The organism is Natrinema zhouii (assembly GCF_013456555.2).
Classification (GTDB): Archaea; Halobacteriota; Halobacteria; order Halobacteriales; family Natrialbaceae; genus Natrinema; species Natrinema zhouii.
The window spans coordinates 409,601-423,197 of the sequence record NZ_CP084882.1; the positions used below are offsets into that span (position 1 = coordinate 409,601).

Genomic DNA, 13,597 nt, shown 5'->3' on the forward strand with positions numbered 1-13,597 from the left:
GCCTCAGCCGATGCCAGATCATAAATCAGTACTGGTATCAAGCATACGCCGCTCACACGAGTGAAACTCAAAGAATCTCAATTCATAAGTGGACTATATATAGTAGTCCAATTAAACTGTATCTTTAGCAGTTATGGGTAGCAGTCACTTGCTTATTCTTCTAAACACGACCCGGAGCGCCGGCCGAGCTTTAATTCCGACCTGAGTTTCGCATCGGGTATGTACGAGGACCTCCGCGAGCACTTCGAAACCATCGGGTTTACCACCGCCGTCCCCTTCACCGATGACGCGCGATCGATCACGACGCGCTGGACGAGGACCTCGCCGCGATGGAGGCGGCGTGGGCGGCCTGTTCGTCCCCTGCGGCACACCGGCGAGTACTACTCGCTGACCGACGCCGAGCGGAAACCGGTCGTCGAGATCCACGTCGAGGCGACGGCCGACGACGCCACCGTCGTCGCTGGCGCCGCCGGGAACGTCCCCGAGATCCGAGACCTGGCCGAGGCCTACGAAGTCGTCGTCGCGGACGCACTGAGGGCCATGCGCCCAGACCACACCTACATCCACGAGCAGGATCTGGCCGACTACTACCACCGGATCTGCGACGATATCGACCTCCTGATCGTCATCTACAAGCGCGGTCTGACGGTCCCCCGCTCCGTGCTCGTCGACCTCAGCGAGCGCGAGGAAGTGGTCGCCGTGAAGTTCGCCATTGAGGGGGCGACCGGCTACACGACCAGCATCGGGAACTTCCTACCGGAGGCGACCCTGCCCCTGTTCGACGTGCTCGACGCCGGGGACTGGGATCAGGCCCGGGAGTTTCAACGCGCCCTGCGGCCGTTGGAGGACCTTCGCGAGGAGCCGGGTGCCGGGAGCACCATGTCGGCGGGGAACAACGCTCCCGTGATCAATCGCGGCTTGAAACTGGCGAAGCTCAACGGCGGTCCGAGCCGCGAGCCGCTGGTGGGACTCTCCGCCGAGGACGAGGCCCGCCTGAAGGAAATTTATGCGCATCTCGGTGTCACTTCCTTCGACGCCTGACCCCGGTTCGTGGGACCTCCGCCGTCGCCCTGGTTCGACCCCGTTTCTCCCGTAAACGATGGATATATGTTACAGCCGGCGTACTCACGAATTATGTCACTGTCAGCCGACCAGGTCCAGGAGCGTCTGCGCGGCGTTGCCGTCGGTCTCCTCACACCGTTCACCCAGGACCTCGAAATCAACCACGAGAAGCTCGCGGAGAACGCCCAGGACCTGTACGACGAGGGCATCCGGACGTTCCTCGCTACGGCCAACATCAGCGAGTACCACTCGCTGTCCCAGCAGGAGCGCATCGACGGCGCACAGACCGCCGTCGAGGCCCTGCCTGACGACGCCTGCGTGCTCGCCGGCGTCGGCGGCTCCACCAAGGGCGCCCAGGAACTGATCCGTGCGTACGACGACGTCGGCGTGGACGCCCACATGATCATGCCGATGGACCACACCTACATCCACGAGAAGGCGGCCATCGACTACTACCACGAACTGGACGCCGCCGCCGAGGCCCCGCTGGTGCCCTACGCCCGCGACTTCGACCCCTCCGTTGAGTTCCTCGCCGATCTCACTCGCGTCGACGGCGTCGCCGGCATCAAGTACACGCTGAAAGACCCCGTCAAGCTGGGCGAGGCCGTCACCGCCGGCGCCGACGACGTCGTCTGGGTGAACGGCCTGGCCGAGCCGTACGCGGTCTCCTACTGGGTCGAGGGCATCGAGGGTTTCTCCGCCGGCGTCAGCAACTTCCGCCCCGAGGTCGGCCTCGCGCTGTTCGAGGCCCTCCAGAACGAAAACTGGGAGCACGCTCGGGAACTGCGTAACATCTGCATGCCCTACCAGAACTTCCGCGACGAGACCGGCGTCGAGAACACCATCCCCGGCGCCATCAGCGTCTCCGCCGTCAAGAAGGGCCTTGAACTGGCCGGCCTCCACGCCGGCGAGGTCCGCGAGCCCATCCGGAAGCTTTCCCCCGAGGACGAGGAACGCGCCGAGGAGATCTACAGTCAACTCGACGACGACATCGCTCGCCTCGTCGAGTAAGCGATCCTCTATTTTGTTGACTGTCTCTACTTGGTGAGCGATTGCTGCGCAAATGGCGGCGCTGGCGGGTCGAAGGCAGTGCAGAACAGCGGGAGGTCAGTGCGGCCGAACTCGCTCGTCGCGATGAAACGCGACTAGTTAGCTATTCGTCGTAAATCGGAGCTGATTCGCTACGCGCAGATGAAACTGCGCAACGTGCGAGGTAGTCCTCACGGCTCCCCAGAGTCGCCGTTCGGCTGGTCGGAGGTCGCTCCCGACGGTTGCGACCTCCCTACTCCCCGGTCGGAAGACCTCGCTCGTTGGCGCAAATTGAACTGGCCTCCAGTTCTGACACAGGGCAAAGACTACCCAATAGCGGATGATTTACAGGCTCCAATTGTGGAGATACCAGTAGAACGAATGGGAAAGACACGACTCCTCCGAGAATCTCCGGCAGCAGCGGTGATCTTTGCGAGTACACTCGTCGCTGTAATGGGCGTCTCACTCATCAGTCCTGCACTTCCAGCGGTGCAGGAGGCCTGGAACATTTCGGAGTCACAAGCCAGTCTCTTGCTATCGGCGTTTACACTACCTGGGATCTTTCTCACACTCCCGATAGGGCTGCTGACAGATCGAATCGGCCGGAAACCGGCTTTGATCCCGGCCCTCATTGTCTTCGGACTCAGTGGGGGTGGCATCATATTCATCTCTGATTTTACCATAATTCTCGCACTGCGAGCGATTCAGGGTGCAGCGAGTAGTGCGATCATGATGCTCACGGTCACACTCTTGGGGGACCTCTTCACCGGTGAACAGCGACGGGTGTTGATCGGTACCAACGCGGCGATTCTTGCGGTTGGCGCTGCCGGATATCCATTACTTGGCGGTGCGCTCGCAACACTCGCATGGTCAGCCCCCTTCGCGTGTTTTCTCCTTGCGTTGCTCGTCGCTGTACCTGGGGTTCTCCTGCTCGAGGAGCCACATCGGGACGAGAACAACTCGAACTCGAGTCTCCGTGAGTTCCTCACCGGGCCCACACCGATGCTCCCCTTCGTCGTGCTCTATCTCGCAATCTTCGGCATATTCGTCATCCTCTATGGCGCTCAGCTCACCGCCGTTCCGTTCTTGCTCGCCAACGAATATCACCTCTCTTCAGCAGGTATCGGTCTTCTCGTGGGATTACCCGCGGTCACAATGGGAGTAACTGCAATGCAGGGTGATCGCGTGCTTCGGTCGCTCACGAGCTTCCAATCGATCGCGCTCGGATTCGTAAGTTACGGGATCGGACTCGTCGTTGTCGCCATTGCGGACTCCATCTATGTCGTCGCCGGCGCACTCTTACTATTCGGTCTCGGTCAAGGCCTCGCAGAACCGATCACAGATACCGCACTCAACGAACGAGCGCCGGACGAGTTTCGCGGGAGTATCATGAGTATTCGGACGAGCGTACTCAGACTCGGGACGACGATCGGCCCGCCGCTCAGTGTCGGAGCCGCAACGATGTTCGGATATCGACGAACACTGTTGGTTTCTGGTACCGGTGCTTTCATCATTGGAATGACTTGGTTCACCGCCAGGAATTTATAATATCTCTCCCTCTGGATCCTTAGAGACGATGTGAAGTTACTGCTGTATCTCTCGAATGTGGTTCACCGTATCCTCAGCTAGCCGCCTAAAATCTGCTCTGGCTGGTATAATGTCGACAGAACTTCCGTGTCTGCGGACAGCACGCTCTGTCGGTGTCCCAATTGCACCAATAACCGACTCCTCTAGCTCGCATTGCAGCGAGGAGAGAGCGTCACGTTCGGCAGCGATCTCAAAAAAATGCTCGACCGTCTTCGGTGACGTAAACAGTATTCCATCTAACTCACCGTCTACGGCGAGTTTAACTGACTGGCCGGCAGTATCCGGTCGTTTCAAGCGATATAGATGCGTTTCATGAACAGATGCACCAGCTTCTTCTAGCCCCCAAATCAGTACATCACTTCCGTGTGCACTGCGAGCGATCTCGACCGACTTCCCTTCAACTTCGTCTGCCAACTCCTCGACGAGTCCTGTGGAAGTAAATGTCGAAGGAACCACGTCGACTGAATAGCCGCAATTTCGTAACTCAGTTGCTGTCTGGCGACCTACCGCACATACTGTCGTCCCATCTTGATGCCATCTCTGCTCCTCAGCGAGTGCAACTCCGGTGGGACTGGTGAAGATACAGTATTTTGCCTGCTGTGGAGCCTGCCCTGTTGGATAGATGGACAGCATTGGATCTGCGATTGGCGACACTTCCAGTGATTGAAGATAGCAGACGGCTTCGTCGACCCGAGTGTCGTCAGGGCGGAGGACAGCCACCTTCGGCTTAGGCATAGTGAATAATCCAGTATTGATGGCCTTGGGTGTATCGAGAACTGATCGACAGATTCCGGGTTCTTCAAATCCCTTGTCGAGTTATCCAATCGTATGGATAACGACGACTCTCACGACTACGTCGTACCCGAGAGTGAGGAAGAACTTGATACACCAGACGTACGTGGCTACGACTTTCGCGGCGAGTTCGACTTCCACGAGATGCTCGACTCCTATGCGTCAACAGGATTTCAAGCAACACAGCTCGCAGAAGCCATCGATATTGCAGAACGTATGCAAGAAGCGGATGCAACAATCTATCTCACATTCACATCAAATATCATCTCATCGGGGTTGCGCGAGGCCGTTGCCTACCTCGTCCGAGAAGGGTACGTAGATGTTCTCATCACGACATCCGGGTCACTAACTGAGGACGTCATCAAGACAGCAAAACCGTTCAAGATGGGAGACTGGGACGCAGACGAGGCAGCACTTCGGGAACGAGGCATCAACCGACTTGGTAATCTCTTCGTTCCCTCTGATCGGTACGTGTGGCTGGAGGAGTATCTGTATGATTTCTTTGATGAGTTCTTCGCGGAGGAGAAAGTTCGGACACCGACGGCATTCGCACGTGAGTTAGGTGAGACGCTCGACGACGAGGATTCAGTGTTGAAGCAGGCGGCGGACAATGACGTCCCAGTGTACTGCCCGGCATTAACCGACGCCGAAGTCGGGAACTTTCTCTACTACTATCGCCAGGGCTACGATTCAGACGTCGGAATCGAGATTCTGGATGACTACGACTCACTCATCGAAGACGGCTTGCTCGCGGACACGACGGGGCTCATCGCGGTTGGGGGTGGTGTACCGAAACACCATGCGATTATGACGAATCTCTTCCGCGGCGGGGCGGATTACGTCGTCTACATCTCGACGGGCATGGAGGGAGATGGATCGCTGTCGGGTGCACCGCCAAACGAGGCGGTCTCATGGGGTAAAATCAAGGAAGAGCAAGCAAACTATACACAGGTCGAGGCAGAGGCCACACTCGTCTTTCCATTACTTGTAGCTGGAGCTTTCAAACTGTAGGGCCTTTGTTTAGATGCCAGAGCAGCGACTCACTTCGGCAAACTAACCTATTTCAAAGCCAGAACTGAGCAGTGTGCCCTCTCGTCTCTCTCAATTTACGGATCGCCTCGTAACGCTGGCAAAACGCGCTGTCTCTGGTGATGCTTCACCACCGGTCAAGAAGGGCGACGGTGGCTACGCTGACTGGGTGTCGTTATGATCCACGGTCTCCGGGAATACCTTGATCTGCCATATCGACGGCTCCCCGATGTCCTTCACGAGATGCATGGCATCGTCGAGAAACTGAATCTCGAAATGTGCGAGCTGCCAGACTTTACGACCGTCTGCGCACGGAAGCAGCAGCTCAAGATCGCAGTCTGGCGAACTCTCCTTGACTCTCCGCTGAGCTCCACGATAGCGGTGACGTACAGGCTATCGACGCGACTGGCTTCGACCGATACTCTGCTGTCGCCACTACGCAAATCGGACAGACTATACCTTCAGATCGGTAAAGGCGACAGCGTTGGTCGACTGCGAAACTAGCACCGTGTTAGCCATTCATTGTTCGATGAAGCAGCCACATGACACCCGCGTTGGGCGGCAGGTACTCACACGGAACCTCGACCGGCTACAGACCGTGACCGCTGACAAGGGCTATGATTGGGACAAGCTCCACGAAGAACTTCGTGAGGCCGACGTTCGGCCAGTGATCAAACACTGAGAGTTCGCCCCGCTAGATATGGCGCATAATGCTCGCCATGACGACGATACCTATCATCGACGGTCAATCGTCGAGGCTGTGTTTTTCGTGCTCACGCAGCAGTACGGCGACACGCTTCGGGCGCGGACGCGATTCGGGCAGTTCCGTGAACCCGTTCTGAAAGCGGCTGTGAGAAATGTCGAACTTGCTCCGTAACTTCGGTCAGTACAGCATGTGTATTTATCGAATTGAAGGAGAGCCATCCGTATCATTTGCATCGGCTATCCACTGCGGTTGCATCGGGAGGATGTCCGACGGCAAATCGTTCCTGTCGAAGAATCCGACTTCGAGGGCTTCCTCTTCGTCGGCCTCGGGTGTCCCCCTCCCCTCGACGGTACACCGAAAGCAATTCGTGACGAAGTGAACTGCCTTGCCTGAGGGATACGAAAACACCTGCTGTTCCGGGTGTGAATAGACACCCATCAACCGCTTAACCGCTATTTGCAATCCCGTCTCCTCCTCAACCTCTCGTGTAATAGCGTCCCCGACTGGTTCGCACCGTTCGACCGTGCCAGTCGGGAGCGCCCACTGCTCTTTGTCGGCACGTTTTAGCAACAGCACCTCATCTGCGTCATTCACTACGACAGCAGCGACACCCGGCCGTATCTCGTCCGGCCACGAATAGGGAAGTGCCTCCCACGTGTCGGTTGTGTCCGTGAAGAGATTTGCAAGCGTCGAGATAGTCAAATCTGGTTGCTGAAGATCACGAGCAGATGCGGCAGTTGGTTCGTCCTCGGCCACTAGAATCCCGGTGAGTCCCGCACGGTGGGCGCCGAGAATGTCCGTGGCAGGATTATCGCCAATCACGACCGCTTGCACGTCGTCGGCCAACCCGTCGAGAGCCATCTCGAACATAAGCGGCTCGGGTTTGCCAACGACCATCGGCTCTGTCCCCGCCGCAGCTTCAACTGCTCGGACAATGGCCCCGGCCCCGGGTGCGGGCCCGTCTGGGGTCGGGAACGACCCATCGGGGTTCGTCCCCACGAAGGTCGCTCCCCGATGGATGTGTCTCGCCGCCCGCTGGATGTCTTGATACGACGTCTTCTCGTCCGCGCCGACGACCATCGCATTGGGATCGTCGTCCGTGACCTCGATGCCCTCCTCTTGGAGTTCGATTTCCAGCCCTTCGCTACCGACGACAGCAGCGGTGGTCACATCCTGTTGTGAGAGGTAGTGGGCGGTCGCCCAGCCCGACGTGATGATCTCGTCTTCTTCCGCATCGATCCCCAGTTTGCGAAGATTGTTCGCGATCGTCTGACGCTGAGGGCGTGGGTCGTTCGTCAGGAATCGTAGTTCCTTGTCCAGTTCATCGAGGCGATTCACCGACTCGACCGCCTCCGGTAGGGCCTCGTCCCTGAGATACACTACCCCGTTAAGGTCAAGCAAGAACGCGTCGAATTGCTCAGAAACCATGCCATTTTGTAGTACCATCGGCCACTTGTATCCTTTTGGAGGAGGTTACATCTTACATCCGTAGTTTAACTGAGCGGCTGGTTTGTAGCGTCATTAACGAAAGGAACGGGCTGTTGCTCCACGTCTAAACAAGGCCAACTGTAGCGAATGTTGTTTTAAATTGCTTCAGTAACCTCGTCGAGTATATCAGCATCCACAAACAAAATGATATGATCTTCTGATTTGATTATCGTTGAGCCTCGTGGAGTCACGAGTTCATCGTCGCGAGCGATCGCCCCAATAACAACTCCATCTGGAAGATCAGTTATCGAATTCGAAATCTTGCGGTCTGTGAGGATACTATCCTGAGCAACCTCAACTTCAATCACTTCTGCACGGTTATGTTCAAGTATAACAATATTCTCAGTAGGGCTCAATCGAGTAAACCGAACGATCTCTTCAGCGGTTTCCTCACGTGGGTTGACAGTCACGTCGACACCAACTGTTTCGAATAATCCGGTATACTCCTGATTCTCGACGACAGCTACTGTTTCGTCAACACCGAGCTGACGTGCTACCAACGTTACGAGCAAATTTTGTTCATCATGTTCCAATGCAGAAATCATTAGATCAGCTTCCCCCACCTGCTCCCGATTTAAGAAATCCATATCAGTTGGATTTCCATGAAACACTGTCGTGTTTGGGAGTGCTTCGGCAACTTCACGGGCTTTATCGCTATTTTGTTCGACTAAACGAGGGTTATATCCATGTTCTTCGAATAGCTTAGCCGTTTGAACTCCGACCTTAGTTGCTCCAGCAATAATAATGTCGTCTGTCTGACTCCGTAATGACGTCGAAATCACATAGGCGAAATTTTCCACAGCGTGAGTACTTCCGATAACTACTATGCTATCACCCGGTTGAATGACTGTCTTTCCACTTGGAATTAGCAGTTCCTCGTTGCGGAAGATCGCTGCAAACGTCAATGAATCATCACTATCTATCTCGCGCACGGGTCGTTTGATAATAGGACTATCTGGCCCAATTTCGAACGCAGCCATTCGTACAAGGCCGTTAGCAAAGGTATCCACCTCTCGAGCCGATGGAAGCCCAGAGATGCGAAAAATTGCCTTAGACGTCAGTAGATTTGTGCATATCATATGATCAACACCGAAGGCATCTGGATGCCCATCCCACGTTTCATACAGCGTTCGATGTCTGACTCGAGCGATAGTGAAAGCATCAGAAATCAGCTTTGCGGTACCGCAGATAACTGTATTCACCTCGTCATCATCGGTACACGCAATAACAAGGTCTGCCTGTTCGATTCTGGCCTGCTGTAGTGTTTTAATCTCACGTCCGTCTCCGTGTACAGCAAGCACGTCGTGTGCATACGTAAGTTCCTCTACGATACGCTGATCACGTTCAACGATGACTACTTTATGAAGGCCCGACAGAGTAGCAGCAATCGCTCTCCCGACCTCACCAGCACCAATTACCGTAATATGCATCGAATCCCTAGACGAACTATCGTCAACTATAGGTCCAAGCAAAGTTTCAGTAATCATCACTACTTCCTCGGGCGATTTTGGGTTATGATCAACCTCTAACGACGTGTCCTGAGCCTACCGATACTAGCATATAGACGTCACCGAGCATTATGAGTTCTGTTCCTTAATTCGTCGCCGACTCGAGGACGAGCGTGTCGTCTTCGAGGTAGTGCTCGACGTGGTGGGTGTGTTCCTCGATCGTTTCCAACTGTTCGCGGAGCATTTGTGCGGTCGCGTGGTCACCGAGTCCCTCCGCGAGTTCGATGTGCTCCCGGTAGCTCTCGATGATGTCACCCATCATCTCCAGATCGTTCGAGAGCGACGTCCGGATGCCATAGACGTCCTTGTCCTCGGCTTCGACGGTCGCGTTCTCTGCGAGCGTTGTCATACTGGCGTGCGGGACGCCGCCGAGCGCCTGGAGCCGCTCTGCAAGTTCGTCAGCCGCGTCCTCTACGTCCTCGTAACCTGCTGGAGGAACACGTGGATATCGCGGAACTCCGCGCCCTCGACGTTCCAGTGGTGCTTGTGGAGCTGGTGATAGAGGACGTACGCGTCCGCGAGGTCAGTGTTCAGTGCGTCGATTATCTGTTCTGCTTTCTCCTTTTCGAGCCGGAGTGCGTTCTCTTCGACAGTACCTGCGCTCTGTTGGGACTTCTTCTGACTGCTCATCTTGTCTTTCCTTACGTGTGCCACTTACTTCTATGCCACCAATACAAAATAATTTCTCTCATCAATAAAAAATAATTTTCTGGAATGGTATATTCGTGTCAATATCTCTTCGTGATTCGACATCTTGACTTCACCCCAATACGTCTCTCGCCGCCAAACATCGACTTCATGTCAGATGGGGGCTTTAATGACACAGACGAAATTTACTGAGTAGATACCATACAGCGATTGGATGGTGCGACGTTAGATGAATTAACTACCGAGCAATGGCGAGAAGTACGGTACATGTGCACCTTCGAACGCCTATCGATCATGGCTATCAGACGAAGGAGGGTGAGACGTACCACGTTGATTTGCGATTTCTTAACCACGGCGAATACGCACGATCACGGAAACAGGCATGCGTCCTTACCGATAAAGGCATATTAAATTTTTCTAGTTAGGTTGGTGGAAAGATAGAGATTGTCGTTGAAAACAACGGCCGGGGTATTCTTGTCCACGAATCGTTCTATCCAGATAGTTAGTTTGATTCAAAGGATACTCACACGTCCAAGTCTGTTACAGTTGGCGGTATCTACTATTATCTTCAAAGTGTCGCAACTGGAAAAGCGATACTTGCTGAATACCCAAGGGATCGTATTGAAGAGATAGTAGACCAGTGAGGGTTAAGAGAACAGACTGAGAAAACAATTACCGATCAAGAATCGCTCTTTGAATCTCTGTATGCGATCAAGGAACGAGGAGTTGCGTTTGCTGACGAGGAATATGTAATGGATTACGAGAATTCGGTCGGATCGTAAAAAAACCCGGATGGGAGTATTCTTGGCACGATTGCAGTTATTGCTCCGATATATTGATTCCAGAATGAACGATTCAGTGACGAAATTCCAAATATTCTGGATGAATATATAATGTCGCTTAAGAAAGAAATCGAAGTGGCCTATCGAGAGGAGCATTTTTAGAACACGATGATCTCCCGTATTTAGAGCATTAAATAATAGGGGAGGATCGCCCATAAATCGCCAGTACGACGGCACTAGCGTAATGTTCAACATCAGATTCAGCCTCAGCGACGACTTCCTCTCCATCACTAAGAAATTCCCAGTCTCGATGGTCCTTACCAGCAGTCAAACCAGTCTTAATGCGCTCACGGACAGTATTCTCTGTATCGCCTGTTGACTCGTAGAAAATACCCCGTCCGGATTTACTGCGTGTCCATCCGATCCCAGCAGCGGCTGTCTCACCGGGTTTGACCGTTTTTCGACTTTGAACAACAGTCAAGCGATCACCGACTGTTCCCAAATCGGGAGCGGTTCCGATAACCTCAAGAGCAGCATCGCTCGGAATAACTGAAGAGACACTAACTAAATTGTAATTATGAACGTTCGCAGCTGCTAGCGCTGCATCATACGATGCCTTCTCGGTTGAAGCATTTCCGATTCCCCAGACGATTCTAATTTTACCCATATACGTTCAAATCGGACACCGAAATAAGGAGTTTCGATTTACTTGGAGCTTGCTTAACCGCCAGAGCCAACACCTCTCGCCAACAGGCTAACCATCATCAGTCTCAGAACAGAAAAAAACTCTTTCGCCTTTCTCGGTACACAAACCTAGTCAAGAAGGTGGCGATAGCTGCGTTGGCTAGGCCATAATACTTATTCATTGACCACTAATTCCTTTGGAGATTCTCCAATTGAGCAGTCATACGGAATCAGAATCAATTAGCGATCGCGTGGAATTAGCGACAACGAGAGCACTACTGGTCGCCATTGCGACGGCGGCGAACAAGGGATTCAATAGACCGGCGACTGCAAGTGGAATCGCTATAATATTGTAACATATTGCTCAGCCGAGGTTCTGGCGGATTCGTCGGTGAGTCTTGGCAGCGATCGCAAAGATTTCCGCAACTGCCTCGAGATCGTCCGAAATGATTACCGCGTCAGCAGCGTCTGTCGCAAGTTGCGTTCCTCCCATAGTGATTCCAATATCCGCGACCGCCAGTGCAGAGGCATCGTTATTCCCGTCACCAACCATAGCGACCGTTCCCCGGGAACGGAGTCGACGGATCGTTTCGGCCTTGGCTTCAGGTGGAACACCTGCGAATACCTCGCCAACTCCCTCAACATCACGAAAGCGATCGGCCGCCGCCCTCGTCGCCTGTGAGCACGACGATTTCCCGACTCCGTAATAGCGTCTCGACAGCGACTTTCCACTCTGGTCGTGGAGCATCACCGACGGTAATTAAGTTCTGGACATACCCGTTACAGCCGACGAGGACTGGCACGTCACCGTCGGCGTATGCCTGTTCAACATTTGTCTTTAAGGTCGCTGACAGGTTCCATTCATATTCATCGAATAACGCTGGATGGCCGACAAGCGTTTCCTCACCGTCACGCGGCCGCTGACGCCGCGGCGGTGGCGCTCGAACTCGTCGACAGTCGTGTCTGTGTCGCCTTTTTTCCCTTCGACATCGGATGCTTCTTCGACGATCGCACTCGCGATTGGATGTTCTGAGAGCCGCTCGAGGCGAGCGCCAAGAGTCTGGGTGGCCGGATCGTACGGTGAGAACACCGTCCGACAAGCGCGACGAGCGCCAGCAGGTAGATAATCCCACCGCCGAGGTGGAGTTGCGCGTTCGTCCGGAGTCCACGACCGGCATCGAATCGTTGCCGGATCAGCCGAAGAGGGCGCTCTACGAGCGTCCGTAGTTGGTGGCTCGGTTCGGCGTGTCTGGTCTCACTGTCGCTCATCGACGCCCACCCCGTTCACGTTCGATCCGTGGATCGAGCGCGACGTACGCAAGGTCGACGAGGTGATTCGTCACGACGAAGGCGAAGGCGGTCACGAGCACGATTCCCTGGACGATCGGGTAATCGCGTGTGAAGATGGCATCGACCAGTAGCGTACCGAGACCGGGTCGCTGGAAGACGACCTCGATGACGACAGCCCCGTTGAGCACGAAACTGAACTGGAGGCCAACCATCGTCACGACGGGGACGAGCGCGTTTCGCAGCGCATGTTTGTAGACGACGAGACGCTCGCGGAGTCCCTTCGGTCGCGCGGTCGCAACGTAGTCGGTCTCGAGGATGTCGAGCATCGACGCACGGACGAGGCGAGTGAGTATCGCGGCCATGCCGGTACCGAGGGTGATCGCGGGGGGCACGAGATGGCTGAGCGTGCCGACGCCGGAGACCGACGTCAGCCCGAGCCAGAGCGAACACACGAGGAATCACGTACCTGAACCAGAAGTTCGCCATCGAGACGCCGATTAGCGCGGCACACTGGCTCGTACGGTCGATCCAAGTGCCTTGGTAGACGGCGCTCAACACGCCGGTCGGAACGGCGAGCAGCAACGAGACGGCGATCGCCGCCAGCGCGAGTTCGAGCGTGTTCGGCAGGTACTCGAGCAACAGCGACGTGACGGGTTCAGAGCGGTAGTACGACGTCCCGAAGTCGCCATGGAGGGCGTCGCCGAGCCACGCGAGATACTGGGTGAGGAACGGTTCGTCGAACCTATGTTTGGCGCGGAAAGCCTCGACTTCGCACTCTGACGGCGGACTCTGTCGCTGCTGTCGCAGGATCGTGCGGGCCGGGTTGCCGGGTACAAAGACGACGAACCCGTATGTGATCAGCGACACGAACGTCATGACGGCCGTCAGCGAGCCGGTCTCGCGGAAGTACACGAGCATCCGTTTCGCGGCCAGCTTAGGGCAGTCGTCATCTCGATGTTCGCAGTGAGGAATTCGTATATATGGTCTTGGAA

General features: G+C 55.1%; 9 protein-coding genes and 4 pseudogenes. 6 read left to right on the plus strand and 7 right to left on the minus strand.

Annotated features, from left to right (window positions below):
• Positions 1 to 219: 219 nt before the first annotated feature.
• From HYG81_RS39645 to HYG81_RS39655, 3 genes are all read left to right on the plus strand, one after another.
• Positions 220 to 1,041 (plus strand): dihydrodipicolinate synthase family protein, encoded by an 822-nt coding sequence (locus tag HYG81_RS39645; RefSeq protein ID WP_226777646.1) that lies wholly within the window; start codon positions 220 to 222, stop codon positions 1,039 to 1,041.
• 93 nt (positions 1,042 to 1,134) lie between these two features.
• Positions 1,135 to 2,073: a dihydrodipicolinate synthase family protein gene (locus HYG81_RS39650; protein WP_226777647.1), complete on the plus strand. Its 939-nt coding sequence runs from the start codon at positions 1,135 to 1,137 to the stop codon at positions 2,071 to 2,073.
• Between the two features lie 399 nt (positions 2,074 to 2,472).
• Positions 2,473 to 3,639 (plus strand): MFS transporter, encoded by a 1,167-nt coding sequence (locus tag HYG81_RS39655; protein ID WP_226777648.1) that lies wholly within the window; start codon positions 2,473 to 2,475, stop codon positions 3,637 to 3,639.
• Positions 3,640 to 3,675: 36 nt separating this feature from the next.
• On the opposite strand, the gene HYG81_RS39660 is transcribed toward HYG81_RS39655, so the two are convergent.
• Complete coding sequence (locus HYG81_RS39660) at positions 3,676 to 4,413, minus strand: uroporphyrinogen-III synthase (RefSeq protein ID WP_226777649.1); 738 nt, start codon at positions 4,411 to 4,413, stop codon at positions 3,676 to 3,678.
• A gap of 93 nt (positions 4,414 to 4,506) precedes the next feature.
• Between HYG81_RS39660 and HYG81_RS39665 the strand changes: the two genes are divergently transcribed.
• On the plus strand, positions 4,507 to 5,481 hold the full coding sequence (locus HYG81_RS39665) for a deoxyhypusine synthase (protein WP_226777650.1): 975 nt from the start codon (positions 4,507 to 4,509) through the stop codon (positions 5,479 to 5,481).
• A 73-nt stretch (positions 5,482 to 5,554) separates the two neighbouring features.
• Positions 5,555 to 6,376: pseudogene (locus HYG81_RS39670) on the plus strand (IS5 family transposase).
• Between the two features lie 24 nt (positions 6,377 to 6,400).
• Here the strand turns inward: HYG81_RS39670 and HYG81_RS39675 are convergent.
• From HYG81_RS39675 to dpsA, 3 genes and pseudogenes are all read right to left on the minus strand, one after another.
• A complete protein-coding gene (locus tag HYG81_RS39675) occupies positions 6,401 to 7,633 on the minus strand; it encodes an HAD-IIA family hydrolase (protein WP_226777651.1) in 1,233 nt (410 codons plus the stop codon).
• A gap of 155 nt (positions 7,634 to 7,788) precedes the next feature.
• Entirely contained in the window at positions 7,789 to 9,123 is a 1,335-nt protein-coding gene (trkA, locus tag HYG81_RS39680; RefSeq protein WP_226777972.1) for a Trk system potassium transporter TrkA, read from the minus strand.
• Positions 9,124 to 9,286: 163 nt separating this feature from the next.
• Positions 9,287 to 9,831, minus strand: a pseudogene (gene dpsA / locus HYG81_RS39685) (DNA starvation/stationary phase protection protein DpsA).
• A gap of 689 nt (positions 9,832 to 10,520) precedes the next feature.
• Between dpsA and HYG81_RS39690 the strand changes: the two are divergent.
• The gene (locus HYG81_RS39690; RefSeq protein ID WP_226777973.1) at positions 10,521 to 10,631 is read left to right on the plus strand and encodes a hypothetical protein; all 111 of its coding nucleotides are present in this window, start codon (positions 10,521 to 10,523) and stop codon (positions 10,629 to 10,631) included.
• A 190-nt stretch (positions 10,632 to 10,821) separates the two neighbouring features.
• Here the strand turns inward: HYG81_RS39690 and HYG81_RS39695 are convergent, their stop codons facing one another.
• From HYG81_RS39695 to nikB, 3 genes and pseudogenes are all read right to left on the minus strand, one after another.
• Positions 10,822 to 11,298 (minus strand): pyruvoyl-dependent arginine decarboxylase, encoded by a 477-nt coding sequence (locus HYG81_RS39695; protein ID WP_226777652.1) that lies wholly within the window; start codon positions 11,296 to 11,298, stop codon positions 10,822 to 10,824.
• A gap of 237 nt (positions 11,299 to 11,535) precedes the next feature.
• Positions 11,536 to 12,360: pseudogene (locus HYG81_RS39700) on the minus strand (HAD-IC family P-type ATPase); the annotation flags it as partial.
• A gap of 220 nt (positions 12,361 to 12,580) precedes the next feature.
• A pseudogene (nikB, locus tag HYG81_RS39705) lies at positions 12,581 to 13,523 on the minus strand (nickel ABC transporter permease).
• Between the last annotated feature and the right edge of the window lie 74 nt (positions 13,524 to 13,597).

Bases quoted from the DNA above. Each gene is read 5' to 3' on its own strand.
- HYG81_RS39675 (WP_226777651.1), bottom strand. From the start codon at position 7,633: ATGGTTTCTGAGCAATTCGACGCGTTCTTGCTTGACCTTAACGGGGTA.
- HYG81_RS39650 (WP_226777647.1), top strand. From the start codon at position 1,135: ATGTCACTGTCAGCCGACCAGGTCCAGGAGCGTCTGCGCGGCGTTGCC.
- trkA (WP_226777972.1), bottom strand. From the start codon at position 9,123: ATGCATATTACGGTAATTGGTGCTGGTGAGGTCGGGAGAGCGATTGCT.
- HYG81_RS39645 (WP_226777646.1), top strand. From the start codon at position 220: ATGTACGAGGACCTCCGCGAGCACTTCGAAACCATCGGGTTTACCACC.
- HYG81_RS39660 (WP_226777649.1), bottom strand. From the start codon at position 4,413: ATGCCTAAGCCGAAGGTGGCTGTCCTCCGCCCTGACGACACTCGGGTC.
- HYG81_RS39695 (WP_226777652.1), bottom strand. From the start codon at position 11,298: ATGGGTAAAATTAGAATCGTCTGGGGAATCGGAAATGCTTCAACCGAG.
- HYG81_RS39665 (WP_226777650.1), top strand. From the start codon at position 4,507: ATGGATAACGACGACTCTCACGACTACGTCGTACCCGAGAGTGAGGAA.
- HYG81_RS39655 (WP_226777648.1), top strand. From the start codon at position 2,473: ATGGGAAAGACACGACTCCTCCGAGAATCTCCGGCAGCAGCGGTGATC.